Annotated in this window: 12 protein-coding genes and 1 tRNA gene; 2 read left to right on the top strand and 11 right to left on the bottom strand. The window is 58.4% G+C overall.

From position 1 onward, the window contains the following. Positions 1–32: 32 nt before the first annotated feature. Together rlmB and rnr are read right to left on the bottom strand one after the other, a co-directional pair. Entirely contained in the window at positions 33–800 is a 768-nt protein-coding gene (gene rlmB / locus Q0Y02_RS14180) for a 23S rRNA (guanosine(2251)-2'-O)-methyltransferase RlmB (RefSeq protein WP_297769809.1), read from the bottom strand. Between the two features lie 132 nt (positions 801–932). After that, positions 933–3,350 carry a ribonuclease R gene (gene rnr, locus Q0Y02_RS14175; protein ID WP_297769806.1) on the bottom strand — a complete coding sequence of 806 codons (2,418 nt, stop codon included), beginning with the start codon at positions 3,348–3,350 and terminating at the stop codon, positions 933–935. Positions 3,351–3,480: 130 nt separating this feature from the next. Between rnr and Q0Y02_RS14170 the strand changes: the two genes are divergently transcribed. After that, positions 3,481–3,567: transfer RNA gene (locus Q0Y02_RS14170), tRNA-Leu, on the top strand. An 83-nt stretch (positions 3,568–3,650) separates the two neighbouring features. Beyond that, positions 3,651–3,878: a hypothetical protein gene (locus tag Q0Y02_RS14165; RefSeq protein ID WP_035245017.1), complete on the top strand. Its 228-nt coding sequence runs from the start codon at positions 3,651–3,653 to the stop codon at positions 3,876–3,878. A 72-nt stretch (positions 3,879–3,950) separates the two neighbouring features. Here Q0Y02_RS14165 and tatC read toward each other — a convergent pair whose 3' ends face one another. The 9 genes from tatC to Q0Y02_RS14120 all read right to left on the bottom strand — a co-directional run bounded on the left by tatC (position 3,951) and on the right by Q0Y02_RS14120 (position 14,711). Continuing rightward, positions 3,951–4,685 carry a twin-arginine translocase subunit TatC gene (gene tatC, locus Q0Y02_RS14160; RefSeq protein WP_297769802.1) on the bottom strand — a complete coding sequence of 245 codons (735 nt, stop codon included), beginning with the start codon at positions 4,683–4,685 and terminating at the stop codon, positions 3,951–3,953. Beyond that, entirely contained in the window at positions 4,682–4,969 is a 288-nt protein-coding gene (gene tatB / locus Q0Y02_RS14155) for a Sec-independent protein translocase protein TatB (protein ID WP_272961569.1), read from the bottom strand. The genes tatC and tatB overlap by 4 nt, the downstream gene beginning before the upstream one ends. Before the next feature lie 5 nt (positions 4,970–4,974). After that, a complete protein-coding gene (locus tag Q0Y02_RS14150) occupies positions 4,975–5,202 on the bottom strand; it encodes a Sec-independent protein translocase subunit TatA (RefSeq protein WP_035245020.1) in 228 nt (75 codons plus the stop codon). A gap of 172 nt (positions 5,203–5,374) precedes the next feature. Then, a complete protein-coding gene (locus Q0Y02_RS14145) occupies positions 5,375–7,528 on the bottom strand; it encodes a PhoX family phosphatase (RefSeq protein WP_297769796.1) in 2,154 nt (717 codons plus the stop codon). Positions 7,529–7,790: 262 nt separating this feature from the next. After that, positions 7,791–9,083, bottom strand: a complete 1,293-nt coding sequence (locus Q0Y02_RS14140) for an adenylosuccinate synthase (RefSeq protein WP_035245022.1) — start codon at positions 9,081–9,083, stop codon at positions 7,791–7,793. A 146-nt stretch (positions 9,084–9,229) separates the two neighbouring features. Continuing rightward, the gene (locus tag Q0Y02_RS14135; protein WP_300468644.1) at positions 9,230–10,405 is read right to left on the bottom strand and encodes an ATP phosphoribosyltransferase regulatory subunit; all 1,176 of its coding nucleotides are present in this window, start codon (positions 10,403–10,405) and stop codon (positions 9,230–9,232) included. 3 nt (positions 10,406–10,408) lie between these two features. Beyond that, positions 10,409–10,600 carry a DUF2065 domain-containing protein gene (locus Q0Y02_RS14130; protein ID WP_035245026.1) on the bottom strand — a complete coding sequence of 64 codons (192 nt, stop codon included), beginning with the start codon at positions 10,598–10,600 and terminating at the stop codon, positions 10,409–10,411. Positions 10,601–10,740: 140 nt separating this feature from the next. Continuing rightward, positions 10,741–14,556: a CshA/CshB family fibrillar adhesin-related protein gene (locus tag Q0Y02_RS14125; RefSeq protein ID WP_366516932.1), complete on the bottom strand. Its 3,816-nt coding sequence runs from the start codon at positions 14,554–14,556 to the stop codon at positions 10,741–10,743. Next, on the bottom strand, positions 14,502–14,711 hold the full coding sequence (locus Q0Y02_RS14120) for a hypothetical protein (RefSeq protein WP_297770845.1): 210 nt from the start codon (positions 14,709–14,711) through the stop codon (positions 14,502–14,504). Before Q0Y02_RS14120 ends, Q0Y02_RS14125 begins: the two co-directional genes overlap by 55 nt. Between the last annotated feature and the right edge of the window lie 592 nt (positions 14,712–15,303).

Genomic DNA, 15,303 nt, shown 5'->3' with positions numbered 1-15,303 from the left:
ACACCGTTGCTCGCGCAACTATTCACTGTTAACTATTCACTGCTTTCCCTCTGTGCGCGCACATGAAACAGCATCACCCCCGTGGCCACGGACACATTCAGGCTCTGCACCTCGCCGGCCATGGGGATTTCCAGTAGCTGGTCGCACTTGTCCCGGGTCAGGCGCTTCAGGCCGGCACCTTCCGCGCCCATCACGACTGCCAGGGCATTCGGGGGCTGGAACGCAAACAAGGATTCACTGCGCTCTTCAAGTGCAGTGCCCACCACCCAGACGCCCCTTTCGCGCAGCTGATCCAGCAAACTGGCCAGGTTGCCCACCTCGTAATAGGACAGGCTTTCCGCTGCCCCCACCGCCGTGCGACAGGACACCGGAGTGAGCCCGGCGGCGTTGCGGCGCGGTACGATCACCGCATCGACTCCGGCCGCATCGGCACTGCGCAGGCAAGCCCCCAGGTTATGGGGATCGGTGACATTTTCCAGAATCAACAGCCAGGGGCGTTCGGGTTTGCCATCCAGCCACTTCAGCAGGCCACTCTCATCGCCGGGCTTGCGCGGCCGCGCCCGGGCCACGATGCCCTGATGCTGGGGACCGGCGTGTTTTTCCAGCACCTCCCGACGCGCCCGCTGTACCGCAATGCCGAAGTCCCTGGCAGACTGGATCATGGCGGCCAGCCGAGGCTCCTCCCGCTCGGCACGGCTGTCTTGTACAAACAGCTCCAGCACCGCCTCAGGACGATGCCGCAACAGGGCTTCCACCGCGTGGAAGCCGGAATACATCTGGGGTTTCTGGGGTTTGCTCATGATAACGCCTGCACGCATCACACCCGCACGCGGCGCGCCCGGGCAAATAGGGGATCAGGGGAGCCTGACCACAAACGACGCCACCGGGACCGGGGGTCACTTGCAGGCAGGCTCGCTCCTGCAGAGAAGGGCCTAGCTTTTGCTGCTACGCCGGGCCGCTTTTTTACCGCGCGGCGGCCCCTTGCGTTTGGGCTTGGCTTTGGGGATATCGCCCTTGGCCAGCTTTTCCCGCTCGCTGTTGCCGCCTCTGCGATTACCGCCACCGCCTTTCTTGCTGCCGCCCTTGGGACGCCCCTTGCCGGACGGGGTGGAGGATTCCAGCTGCAGATCGATCTTGCGGTCTTCGGTATGGACTGCCGCCACTCGCACGGTGACGCCATCGCCGAGCCCGAATTTGCGGCCACTGCTTTCCCCGGTGAGGGTCAGATTGACCTCGTCGAAGTGGTAGTAGTCACTATCCAGGTTGGCCACGTGCACCAGGCCATCAATATGCAGCTCATTGAGCTGGATAAAGAGACCGAAGTTGGCCACACCGCTGATGACACCCTCGAAGACGTCACCGATATGCGATTCCATGAACTGGCATTTGAGCCAGGACACCACATCGCGGGTGGCGTCGTCAGCCCGGCGCTCGGTCATGGAGCACTGCTCACCGATGGCCACCATGTCTGCCTGACTGTAGGGAATCAGCTTCTCAGCGGGAATCTTCGGCAGTTTGCCGGGATTGTCCACGTGATTGGGCTCACCTTCGCTACGAATGAGGAAGCGGATGGCCCGGTGTACCAGCAAATCCGGATAACGGCGAATCGGCGAGGTGAAGTGGGTATAGGCCTTGTAGGCCAGCCCGAAGTGCCCTTTGTTCTCCGCCTCGTATTTGGCCTGGGTCATGGAGCGCAGCATCATGGTCTGAATCACGTTGCGATCCGGTCGATCCAGAATCTGCTCACGCAAATCCTGATAGACGTGCGGCTTGGGCGCGCCTTCCGACCAGCCCAGGCTCAGCCCCAGGCCACCCAGGAATTGCTGCAGCTTGCTGAGACGCTCTTCCTTGGGGGGCTCGTGGTTACGGAACAGGGCCGGCAGACCTGATTTTTCCAGCAGTTTGGCGGAACAGATGTTGGCGGCCAGCATGGCCTCCTCGATCATGATATGCGCCACATTGCGGGTCACCGGCACAATGGCCTGAATCTTCTGGTTTTCATCGTAGATGATGCGGGTGTCATCGCTGTCGAAATCGATGGCGCCCCGTTCCGCACGGCGCTTGCGCAGTGCCAGGAACATTTCATGGAACGACCAGATCATGTCCAGGGACTCGTCGTCCAGACTGGCCACGGTGTCCTGGGCCAACTGGGAATCCGGTTCTTCGATGATCGCGCCGACCTTGTTGTAGGTCAGGCGGTGCCGCGAGCGCATCACCCCTTCACGGAAGACAAACCCGGTCAGACGACCGTTGGCGGAAATTCTCATGTCGCAATACAGGCACAGCCGATCCACATGGGGATTGAGCGAGCACAGCCCGTTGGACAGGGCCTCCGGCAGCATCGGCACCACCCGGTTGGGGAAGTACACCGAATTGCCACGGGTAGCGGCCTCCCGATCCAGGGCAGAACCCGGCGCCACATAGTGGCTGACATCAGCAATGGCGACGATCAGGCGCCAGCCACCACGGGGGCGACGCTCCACATAGACCGCGTCATCAAAATCCCGGGCGGTTTCGTCATCAATGGTGACCAGCGGCAGATCACGCAGGTCCACCCGATGGGCTTTCGCCTTGTGGGGCACACCGGTGCCAAAACGCTCGGCGTCGGCTTCCACACCGTCCGGCCAGACATGAGGAATCTCGAAACGGCGCAGGGCCACCTCGATTTCCATGCCAGCCTGATCCGGAGTGGCAATAATCTCTTCCAGACGCACCAGCACATGGTGGTCACGGCTGGGGTACTGGGTAATCGTGGCGCGTACGTGGTCACCCGGGTTGGGTTTGAGGCCATTCTTGTCCTCAACCAGCACTTCACGGGTAATACGCCGGTTTTCCGGCTGCAAGAAGCTGATGCCGGCCTCGCGGGAGTAGCGGCCGACCATTTCGGTGGCAACCCGTTCGGTGATCTCTACGATGCGGGCTTCTTTTTTGCCAAAGCGGTTATAGCCGGCATCGCTGACCAGCACCCGATCCCCATCCAGGACTTTTTCCATCTGGCGAGGCCCCAGAAACAGGTCACTCTGGGTTTTGTCATCGGGAATCAGGAAGCCAAAGCCGTCCTTGTGAGCCTGAACTCGGCCGGCGATCAGGTCCATACGGGACACCACGCCCAGCTTGCCATTGCGGTTCTGTACCAGTTGGGCATCACGCAGCATGGCTTTGAGACGACGTTCGAGGCCGACTTCACCATCCTCGTCCACCTCCAGCAGGGAGGCGATTTGCTCGAACTCCATGGGCTTGCCATGGTCGTTGAGCACCTCAAGGATCAGTTCCCGGCTGGGAACAGGGTTTTCGTAGTTTTCGGCCTCACGATCGGCATGGGGGTCACGGTAACGTTTTTTAGGGGGCATTAAATTTTTTTCGGAAAGAGGGTTTGACATCCGGCCATCATATACTAGAATGCACGCGCTTTCGCGATGAACCGACCGGAAACGGTAAGCAACTTTACCTTATATTGAAGGGTTCGGTACAGCACGAAACGCCGAGGTGGTGAAATTGGTAGACACGCTAGCTTCAGGTGCTAGTGGGGGCAACCCCGTGGAGGTTCAAGTCCTCTCCTCGGCACCAATTCAAAGGGCTCCCAAACGGGGGCCCTTTTTTGTTTCAGGCCAAACACCGCCAGCCGTCCCAGAGCCAAGGTGCAGAAAGCCATGAATATCCTACGTTCCATGATCGCAGCCTTCGTATTGGCCACCAGTCTGTTCCTGGCGCCGGTTGCCACCTATGCCGACGATGGCAGCGCCAAACACCCCGCTATTCAGCAAGCTGATGCCCAGCGCGAGAAAGAAGCCAATCGCAAACGCTACCTGCTAGTGTTTCCGGCGGCAGTCATCGGCATCACCGTGGCACTGATCATCATTACCCGCCGCAGGAAGTAACCAGCTGGCCCTGGCAGCGCCCCTGCCGACAGGCTCCGCGTGATCTAGACCCCACACCCTGCCTGCGCCCCGTCAGGACAGCGCCTCACTGTCATCCGCCATCGGCTCCACCCAGCGCGAACACAGCAGCCCCACCTCAAAGAGCACCCACATGGGGATCGCCAGCAGGCTCTGGGAGATAATGTCCGGCGGCGTCAGCAACATGCCCGCCACGAAACACCCCACCACCACATAAGCCCGCCCACCGGCCAAAACTGTCGGCGTGACAATTCCCGACGCTACCAGCAGCACCACAGCCACGGGCAACTCAAAGGCCATGCCAAAAGCCATCACGAATGTCATGGTGAACCCCAGCCAGGCACCGATATCCGTCATCACCGCCACCCCTTGCGGGGCCACCGAGATAAAGAACGCAAACAACAGCGGCATGACCACAAACCAGGCGAACACGGCACCGAAATAGAACAACAGCACGCTGGCAAACAACAGCGGGCGCGCAAAACGCTTCTCACGCCGATAAAGCCCTGGTGACACAAAGCTCCAGCATTGGTGCAGTAAAAACGGCATGGCCAATAACATGCTCAGGTACAACGCCAACTTGAAGGGCACCAGAAAAGGCCCGGTTACATCAGTGGCGATCATGCTGCCGCCTTCGGGCAGCGCCTGCATCAACGGCTGCGCCAGCAGGGTATAAATGTCCCCGGCAAACATGAACAAGGGGATGAAAATCAACAAAACAGCAACGACTGAGCGCAACAGTCGCTGGCGCAGTTCCAGCAAATGCCGGGTCAGCGGCATGGAATTCATGATGACTCCATTTTCTTCGCCGACCCATTTTCCTCCATGGGGGGCTTATCCACAGGCTCTTGTTGCAATAACGCCAACTCTCGCTGGATCTTGTCACGGCGTTCTTTCATATCCAGATTGCGCGCTTCGCTTTCCAGCTGTTGCTGCACCTGCTTCATCATCGCGCGGCCTTTACCCAGCCACTGCCCCAGAGTGCGCACCAGCCTGGGTAGCTTTTCCGGCCCCAGCACCACCAGCGCGATCACACAGACCAGCAGCACTTCCATGAACCCGAAATCGAGCATGACTCTTAGCTCCGCAGGGTGTCTTTCTGCGAGTCCAGATCACTGGACACCAATGACGCCGAATCCTCCTGCTCCGCTTGCAGGCTTTTCTCGCCATCCTTGACCGCATCCCGGAAGCCCTTGAAAGCGCCTCCCAGATCAGAACCAAGACTACGGATTCGTTTGGTACCAAACAGCATGATGACGATGACCAGAACAATAAGAAGTTGCCAGAGGCTGATACCGGAAAGCATGTTTTTCACCTGCGTTTGTCTGATGGGATATGACGAACATTGTCCCGCCCCTGCATGACTCCGCGATGACAGCAACGCGCTATCTCAGTGACGCTTTGACTTTAAAAAAACACAATCCGGAACGAAAAAAGCCGCCCACAATGTGGGCGGCCTTTTCCGTTAGATTGCCGACTTACAGTGCGATTTCACCACCATCTTCACGGGTGATCACGATAGTGGCAGAACGGGGACGGCTGACACCATTGCCCAATGACAAGGCATCACCATTCGGGTTTGGCCATGTGCTTACATCCGTGTTGAAGTTGGCGGCAGAGCCACCCTCGCCGGGGTGCTGCACGTTGATGAACAGGCTGCGGGCATCCGGCGTCATGGTGATACCGGTAATTTCACAGCCTTTCGGGCCGACCAGGAAACGGCGAAGGTCCACCGCCGATGCATCCTTGCCAACGAAGGTGGTATTTTCCTCAGCACCAAAATCATTGGTAAAGGTAAGCATGCCACCGTCACCGACCTCGCCCGGTATAGCCACCAGCATCTGGTTATTCACCGTATCGCGATAGGCGCCATCATCGGTCTGAATCCACAACAGACCACGTTGATCGAAGTACAAACCATCCGGGCTGGAGAAATCATTGTCGGCGGTCAGGCCGGACAGATTGATGCTTTGAGCATCCTTGTCGGCAGGGGCGCCGAACAGGAACACATCCCAATCGAAGCTGGTGGCGGCATGATCGCCACCCTCTTCGCGCCAGCGGATAATGTGACCATTGGGGTTACCCCCCGAGCCGCCATAGGTGCGCGGATTGACGCCATCAACGGTATCCGGGGTACGGTTTCTGCCGCTGTTGTTGGTCAGGGTCAGGTAGCACTCACCATTCATCGGGTTGACCGCCGCCCACTCCGGACGATCCATCTTGGTCGCACCAACATGGTCTGCGGCAAGACGGGTCGCCAGGATTACATCACCCTGACTGGAGAAGGGGTAAAGGGGATTCGCTGCATCCAGCCCGTTCACTCCGAAGCTCAGCTCTTTCCACTCGCCGGTGCCGTCATTGTTGAAGATCGCCACATACAGCTTGCCGTCATCCAGATATTTGTTGCCCGCAGTGGTTCCCATACCCACGTCAGCGGGATCCCAGCTGGCAGCACTGACAAACTTGTAGAGATATTCGTTGCGGGAATCATCGCCCATGTAATACACCAGCGGCTTGCCGGCTTCGGCGGGAGCAAAGATGGCGCCTTCATGGGCAAAGCGGCCCATGGCGGTACGCTTGACCGGTTTGCTGGCGGTATCGAAAGGATCCACCTCCACAATATAGCCAAAGGTGTTCGGCTCATTGCGGAAATCATCCGTGGCCGTGGCACCGATGACACTGATATTGAACCGCTGGTACATGTCGCCGGCAACGGTGTCCCATTCCCGATATGAAAACCCTTTGCTCACCAGCCCCATGCCGTAGCGCGCGAACAGGTCATTCTCGACCGCACTGCGCGCATCAGACGCGTCGTTGCGATTGAAATACGAAAACCAGTTTTCTTCACAGGTCAGGTAGGTGCCCCAGGGAGTGCGGCCGCTGGCGCAGTTATTGAGGGTGCCAAAGCCCTTGTCGCCGGCAGGGCTCAGTTTGGTTTTCAAGGCGTCATGGCCTGCGCAGGGGCCTGAAATCACCGCTTCAGTGGCGCCGGTAACACGACGGTTGAATGCGGAATCCTTGACGTAACGCCACTGGCCATCCTCTTTGATCACTTCCAGACACGCCACACCATGGGCGAGGATTTCCCGGTCAATCTCCACCTGCGGACGGGCACCGCCGTTATCGGCGGCATCGGTCACCCCATTCTCATGCAGGGTGCCATCTTCCAGATTCTCGTGATTCATGCACAACACGCCACGCTCAGACGCATTCGGCTCCCAGACACCCGCAGCCCCCAGGCCGAAGAACTCCATGCCGTCGTGCTCATCGCCGGAACGCTTGTCGAAGTCCTCACCGCTACCATCGTTCTGATAATCCGCGATATCGGAAAACAGCGCATCACCTTTGGCGATCAGCACACTGGCCTGGTAGCCATCAGGCAGCACCACCCGATCCTCCAGTGACCGCGGCACCGCCGCAAAACCCAACTCAGCAGGCGTCTCACTACCCGCATCACCGCCATTACGATTGTTGCTGTCGCCACCACAGGCCACCAGGCTGGCACCTGCCACCATGGTGGCAGCGGTAGCGCCGCCGCGCAGGATCTGGCGACGGGAAAGGTGCTGCTCCAGCACAGTGTTGATGGTGGTGTTATCGGAACGGTTGCTGTCTTCTACGGGATGGTGGCCCATCTCTGTTCTCCCTGTGTCTGTTTTCGTTGCCTGCCTGCAGCCGGACGTACCGGCCACTGAATCGGTGAAAGTACGCAAACGAGGTTAGGCAGAACGAATGACAAAAAGGGGTACAGACCATGTCATTTTCAATGCATGGATGTGTCTATCAAAAGACAGTCAGCGCGGGGGATAATCAGGGCGGAACAGGAAGGCGCAAATAGCGCGAACCGTCAGGTCACCAGATGCCCGGCGGGCATCGGTGACGTGACGGAAGGAGCCGTCAGGAGAACGGGTGCCGCTTTATGATGGTTTCCACACGGTCCGGGCCGGTGGAAATAATATCGATGGGCGCACCGGTCACTTCTTCGATTCGCTTGAGGTAGGCCACCGCATTGGCAGGCAGGTCATCCACGGATTTGGCACCCAGGGTGGACTCGGTCCAGCCGGGCAGGCTTTCGTAAACCGGTTTCACTTCTTCGTAGCTATCCGCATCCCAGGCGCAGGTGAGGGAGTTGCCTTCCGCATCCTGATAGCCGATACAGATATTCACTTCTTCCAGACCGTCGAGCACGTCCAGCTTGGTCAGACACAGGCCGGTAATGGAGTTGATCTGGATGGAGCGCTTCAGAGCCACCGCATCGAACCAGCCGCAACGGCGGGCACGCCCGGTGGTGGAACCGAACTCGTGACCTTTCTCTGCCAGGTAACGGCCATTCTCATCGAACAACTCGGTGGGGAAAGGACCGCTGCCTACCCGGGTGGTGTAGGCCTTGGTGATGCCCAGCACATAGTCCAGATAAAGCGGGCCGAAACCGGTGCCGGTGGCGGCGCCACCAGCGGTGGTGTTGGAGCTGGTCACATAGGGATAGGTGCCGTGATCGATATCCAGCAGGGTGCCCTGGGCGCCTTCGAACATGATGTTCTCGTTGCGCTCACGGGCGCCGTGGAGCACGGTGGTCACGTCGGTGACCATGCTGCGTACGTCCTCACCCATGGCCAGGGTTTCATCCAGGGTTTTCTGGAAGTCCACCGGCTCGGCATTGTAGTAACTGCGCAGCACAAAATTGTGGTAGTCCATCACTTCGCCGAGCTTGGCCGCAAAGCGCTCGCGGGAATAGACATCCCCCAGGCGCAGGCCACGACGGGCCACCTTGTCTTCATAGGCCGGGCCGATACCACGACCGGTAGTCCCGATCTTCTTGTTGCCACGGGCCGCTTCCCGGGCCTGATCCAGTGCCACGTGCACCGGCAGGATCAGCGGGCAGGAGGCAGAAAGGCGCAGACGCTCACGCACCGGCACGCCATTGTCTTCCAGGCCGCCGATTTCCTTGAGCAGGGCATCCAGGGCCAGCACCACACCATTGCCGATCAGGCACTGAACGTCATCGCGCAAAATGCCGGAAGGAATCAGATGCAGGACGGTTTTCTTGCCATCGATCACCAGGGTATGGCCGGCATTGTGACCACCCTGAAAACGGGCCACCAGAGAGGCCTGATCGGTAAGCAGATCGACGATCTTGCCCTTGCCTTCATCACCCCACTGGGTGCCGAGAATGACTACGTTCTTACCCATGATTGCTAGCTGCCGTGTTGAGTTATAACAAACGCTTGCACGCGACCCGCTTCACGGGGCACGCACGATCTTTATCGCAGGAGCCGTGCTCGCATGACAAACGCCATCGCAAGCAGGTTCGCCATGCAAGCATAGCTCCTACGGGTTCAGTCGATATCCTTGATGACCCAGTCGCTGCCTTCTGACACCAGCTTGCGCTGACAGCCCAGTTCCTGCGGGTCATTGTCTGCTCCGGTCAGAGCCAGGACCACCCGCTCACCGGTGCCTCGCAGCTCATTCACCCGGGCAACAAAAGCGGCATCCTGCAAGGAGCCCTCCGCCAGAATGCCACTCAGTGCAGCAGCGTCAGTGCGCGCCGCGAGCATTTTCAGGTCGGCGCTGAACCCGGTCGCCGGCCGGGCGCGCCCGAACACTTCACCGATATGGTCATAACGGCCGCCCTTGGCCACCGGCTCGCTCTCACCGGGTAGGTAGGCGGCGAACACACAGCCGGTGTGGTAGTGATAGCCACGCAATTCGCCCAGATCCAGGTGCAGTTTTACACCCCGGGCATCCAGCACTCCGGCCAGCACCGCCAGTTCATCCAGCGCCGCCACAGCACCGGGGAAATCACCCAGCAGGGCGCGAGCCTGATCAATCACTTCCACGCCTCCTGCCAACCAGGGCAGAGCCGCCAGGGCGTGGGCAGCAGGCGCCGGCAGATCGCGTTCTGCCAGGAAGGCATCCAGCTCCACTCGCGCCTTGCGCACGTAAATGTCTTCCAGTTGGTTCTGTTCTGCATCGCTCAACTCGCAGGCGTCCAGCAATCCGCGGAACAAGCCCACATGGCCAAGATCCAGCACCACCTGGTCGGCCACACCGGCCAGCGCCAGGGTATCCAGCAGCAGGCTCATCACTTCCAGATCGCTGTCGCTGCCGGCATGACCAAACAGCTCGACACCAAGCTGGTAAGGCAGACGGGTGGCACCAGCCACCGCCGGGCGAGTGCGCAATGCGCTGGAGCAGTAGCAAAGGCGGGAGGGGGCCGAACGGCGCAGGCTGTGGGCGTCCATCCGCGCCACCTGGGGGGTGATATCCGCGCGCACGCCCATCAGACGGCCAGTCAGTTGATCGGTAATCTTGAAGGTTTCCCGTTCCAGATCACGACCGGCGCCGTTGAGCAGGGATTCAAGGAATTCGATCAGTGGCGGGAATACCAGCTCATAGCCCCAGCGCTGGTAAAGATCCAGCGTCTGCCGGCGTAATTGCTCAATGGCCCGGGCTCGTCCCGGGAGAACCTCTTCTACCCCGTCGGGCAGTAGCCACTGTTCTTCCTGGTTCATCATTTACGACCGCATCAGTAGTAACAGGCCGGCACCCAGTATCATCAGCACCAGCCCCAGAATTCTCAGTGTTCGCCCGGGCATCCGGGCAACCTGCAGCGCTGCCTCACGCGCACGATTAGGCGCCAGAAACAGCGGAATGCCCTCTATGACCAGTACCAGGCACAGGGCCTTGATCAATAAGCCTAAATCCATTGTTCCTGCCAGACAGCCACAAAAAAACCGGGAGCCTTGGCCCCCGGTTGCAGCATTCTACCACGGTCGCCCGGCGGCAGATAGGTTCCGGACGACCCATCATCGACAGGCCGACAGGGCGCCAGAAACGGGCCTTCGGGCTAGTCCTGGCTAACCCTTACGTCATAGCTGACAGCCCCCTGCCCGCCGGGTTGCAGCTCGCCGGTAAACTGCCATTGCAGGCCACCCTGATAGCCACTGCCATTGCTGCCATCCGGGGCAGACAGGGCACAGGCGCTGAGCGCTGCCGGCAATGCAGCAGGGCAAGTCGCCGCCGCATTGAGGGCGCTGTAGGCCGGGGTGCTGTCTGTGACGATAACCTCGGTCAGAGGATTGCTTCCCTGATTACGGAATATCAGCCGGTAGCGCAACACATCCCCCGGCGCCGCCTGGTTGGCTGTGGTGTCAGTCGCGTCCACATCATCGCCGGTGTTGGCGATGCCATCCGGACCAATATTGCGCACCTGCTTTTCCAGCTGTAGCTGGCCGGCAGCCAGCCGGGTCGTATCCGTCACCTGCGCAGTGGCCTGGAACGCGGTACCGGTATAGGTCTGGGTAGCGGAAAGCGGGCGGCTGTGGAGCGCCTCCACCGGTGCATCCGCAGGTGCAAACACTTTGGCCAGCAGGCACAGCCGGTCACCCGCCGTCACATTGACACCGACGAGAGGCAAGGAGGCATCCGCGCCGTCCAGCTCGCCGTTACAATTGTCATCACGATACAGCGCATCGTTCCAGGCGGGTGCCGCCGGGCTGGTGGTGGGGGCTTCCAGTACAAAGTCCACATTGCCGGCACTACGGGCGGTAAAGCGGTGGCTATAGAAACGGCTGCCGCCCGGCGCTACCACGCCCTGCTGATCCGGCTCCAGTATCGGCAGGCCGGCATCACCAAACAGGATGCCATCCCAGACAGTGCCGGTAGCAGGTACCGTCAGGCTCATCACATCGTCATTGGCGGCACCGGTATTGATACCGGCACCGGCGCTGCCGCTATTCTCGGAGACCGACAGCAAACCATTTGGAGTAGCCACCACCAGACAGGCGCTCTTGCCCACATCCGCCAGAGCCGCTACCAGCTGCCAGGCACCATCCCCATCCGTGGTGGCTTCCGCCAGCACCGGGTCGCTGGCAGAACATTGCCCATTATTGTCCACGTCGTGGTACAGGGTTACCGGCACATTCGCCAACCCCGGCTCATCCGGCCCTTTCTGGCCATCGTGGGCCGTTGCCCCAACGCCGTTGTCTTCAAATACCCAGCCGGACAATGGCCCGGCGGTAGCCGCCGGGGCCACCGTCACCTTGTAGTCCTCCACTTCACCGCCCATGACCAGCAAGCCACCCGCAGGCACGTCCGGGGCATTGGCGAAACGGAAGCGGGCATAGGTATCGCCTACAAAGGCTCCCGGAGGGACAAACACATTCAGCCGGATCTCACCCGCCGCCGGGTTGGTATCTTCCGGGCCATTATCCCGCACGTTCAGTGCCACCTGCTCACCAGCATCATTCAGATCGCTGTCCCGGTTCCAGTCGATCCAGCCTTGCAGGTAACCCTGCCCCGCTGAGGTCTCGGTAACGATAATGTCCAGAGTCGCATTACTACCCGGCACTAATGAGGAGAAGACAACCCCCTCTTCTTCCGCACCGTCCGCATCGGCGTTGGCTGAATTCTGATCCGCCTCTTCCGGGCCTGGCGGAATCACGCCCAGATAAGGTTCAGGAGCGGCCAGGGTTGCCAGAGAAATATTATTGATATCGGTATCCGCTGTCGGCTTGCCGCCGCCCTGAGCTACCCGAGAGGCGAAATGGCCACCACTTTCCGGATAGCCACCAGCAATATCACCGTGATCTTTCTGAATAAAGACGCCGAACGCCAATGCCTGGCCGCCACCGGTATTGATGGTATGCCGGGTGGTCATAACGCCCTGGGTCATTGCCAGGAAGCTGCCCACGCCATTGCCAGGCAAACTGGACAACAGCATCCTCTCGCCACCATTTTCAAAACGCATTTGCAGATCGTTGGTCCCCGGGGCGACGGCAAATAGCTCCCATGGACCGCCATTGGTTTCCGAGATAATGGATTCACCATTATCCGTATCTTCCGCATCAGCGATGATAATCTCAGCGGATATCGGATCACCTTGAAGAAAAACCTCCCAATCGATCCGGAATGAAGGATTGGTATTGTCAACATTCCCCAACCCGATGGGATTCACCCCTACATAAAGGTCATCAAGGAGATCACCCGTCCAGCTACCCGTCACATAAGGCTCAATCGGCGACGTGATATCCGATACGGTGGCGCGAATTTCAACGGGACCGTACACCCAGCTTTTCAGGATCACATCCGAGGTCTGGAAAACGCTTTTCCCCAGACAGTTCCAGTCCAGCCAGTAGATTGCGTCCCGGAAAGGGCCATTGCCACCAGAAGCGATCCCTCCACCGGAAGCGGACGAGCCCGCCTCACAGAGGGAAACAGAGCGAGAGGTAATCAAATAGTCCTCAACCTCACCATCCGGTGCACCTTCCGTTGCATCCAGCTCCTGCACGGACGACCAACGGAAGCGGGCATAGGTGTCACCCTCTACGACGGTGCCACTGGGTGCCGCTGTCACCAGGATAATGCCGTCGCCATCCTCATCCTGGAGGTCAGTGGCGATACGCTCTTGTGGGTCGTCGAAAACACCGTCGCCATTCCAGTCAACCCAGGCCTGCAGGTAACCATCATCACCGGAAACCGAGACTTCGATGGGAGTCAGATTGGGCAGCGCTCCAGGAAAGATCACACCATCATCGAAACTGTCAGCGGCAGCATCCTCATCGTCATAGCTCAGGGCATCCGGTGACACCTCATCACCCAGTTGCAGATTTGAGCCGAGGATATGTGATGGCTCACCAAAACTGATTGGGGCATCACCATAATCTACCAGCACCTGTGGCGGCGCACTGGTGACACAGATTTTCTGCAAGTTTGAAGAGCCACCCGTGGATGCGGTGAATCCAAAATATACGTTGGGATCACCGGAAAAAACCGTGTTAACAAAGTCCACATTCACCGTGGACGTCAGATTGCCATCAAAAAAATACTGCAGCTGATCACTAGCCGGATCCCAGTTCAACTGAACGGTATGCCAGTTACCGTCCTCTATATTCCCAAGATCTTCCACGGAACTATAAAGACTGGCAGCACCACCACCGGATGAATTCGCATAATTTTCGGGGTTATAAATAGCAGTATGATCGTTAGCAATATCGCCGTAACCGCTGCCGTTATCATAGGTATCAAACTCAACGGCAACAGCAGGATTGAGCCCGCCCACGCCCAACGCGCCACCAAACACACCCGTAGCACTATTCCCCGCAGGATCATTCTGAAACGCAAACGCTATACCATCAGCCCCTGCAGCATTCTTGGTACCCAGATAGACGGAAAACTCAACAGTAAACGCTGAAAGCAAACTGATGCGTTCATTAGACCACGCCGAGCCCGCCTGATTGCCCAAATCTTGCGTTAACGTGATTTCCCCCGTGCCATTATCCCTGGTTGCAGAGCCACTTAACTGCATACTGGTAGACACAGGAAGATCACAGAACAGAGAGCTCAACGTTATCGCGTAATCTTCTACCTCACCATCATCTGGGCTGTTACCAACCCCTGGATCCGGCGATTGTGTGAACTTGAACCTGGCATAACTGTTTCCATCCGAAATAGCCGACGGAACCGATACCGGAATAGCCGTTTCCGTAACAAAGTTACTGGAGCCTGCACCGCTGATCGTCTCACCATTATTTTCAATATAAACATTGCTTACTGCCCGCTCCCCGGGATCGGAGAAGTCACCATCACGATTCCAGTCGAACCAGGCATTTAAATAGCCACTTCCGTAAGTGGAAACGTCAATATCAACATCTTCATCAGGCACAAAAACCCGACCATCCAGAACATTGCCAGCAACGGAAATGCCATCTTCATCATCAAAATTGACAACCGCCCCACCAGCACCATCAGTGTCATCACCCCGCGCATCAGCGCTTTGTTGCTGCGCACCATCGCTGTCTGGCACCAGGCCTCTGCCAAGCCCTAACCGGCTGGAAATTGATTGGCGCGATGATGGATACGCAGCCGGGGTATCACCATAATCCGTATTGCTTTCGATAAGATCCTCAAAATCATCGACCCTGAAGGAAATAAAGTACCCTCTATACGACCCCAGACCTGAATTGTTGCCATAGGCGTTATCGTTTTGAATACGAATGTCGGCTGTTGATGTTCCTACAAAAACCACACTGGCGCGGCATTCCGGGTCGACCGAATTGCTATCATCCGTACAGTTACCAGAAGTTCTTCCTTGAATGCGAGTATTGTAGTTGCCGCCAAAATACGAGCCGGAAAGAACAGATGTCTGCGAATTTTCTGATACGTAGGATTGAGTAGCAGGACCGGTATTGAAGTACAGGTCATCTGTGGAAGTGCCTGAAGATGAATCCAGATCGAACCCGGTGACGATCAAGCGATCAACTTCTACAGGGGTTGAGGTTCCTGCCCGCACCAGTGTTAAGCGCATATCTACATGGGCCGCATTGTCTGCAACATCCTGATCGTTGATATACACTTCCAGAACTTGATTGCCGACACCGACGCAACTTGGTCGCCCCCCTCCTGGCGAATG

Origin of the sequence: uncultured Alcanivorax sp., assembly GCF_947258575.1 — a bacterium.
GTDB lineage: Bacteria > Pseudomonadota > Gammaproteobacteria > Pseudomonadales > Alcanivoracaceae > Alcanivorax.
Note: the sequence above shows the minus strand (reverse complement) of the source record. Positions and strands in the feature narration are given on the sequence as shown.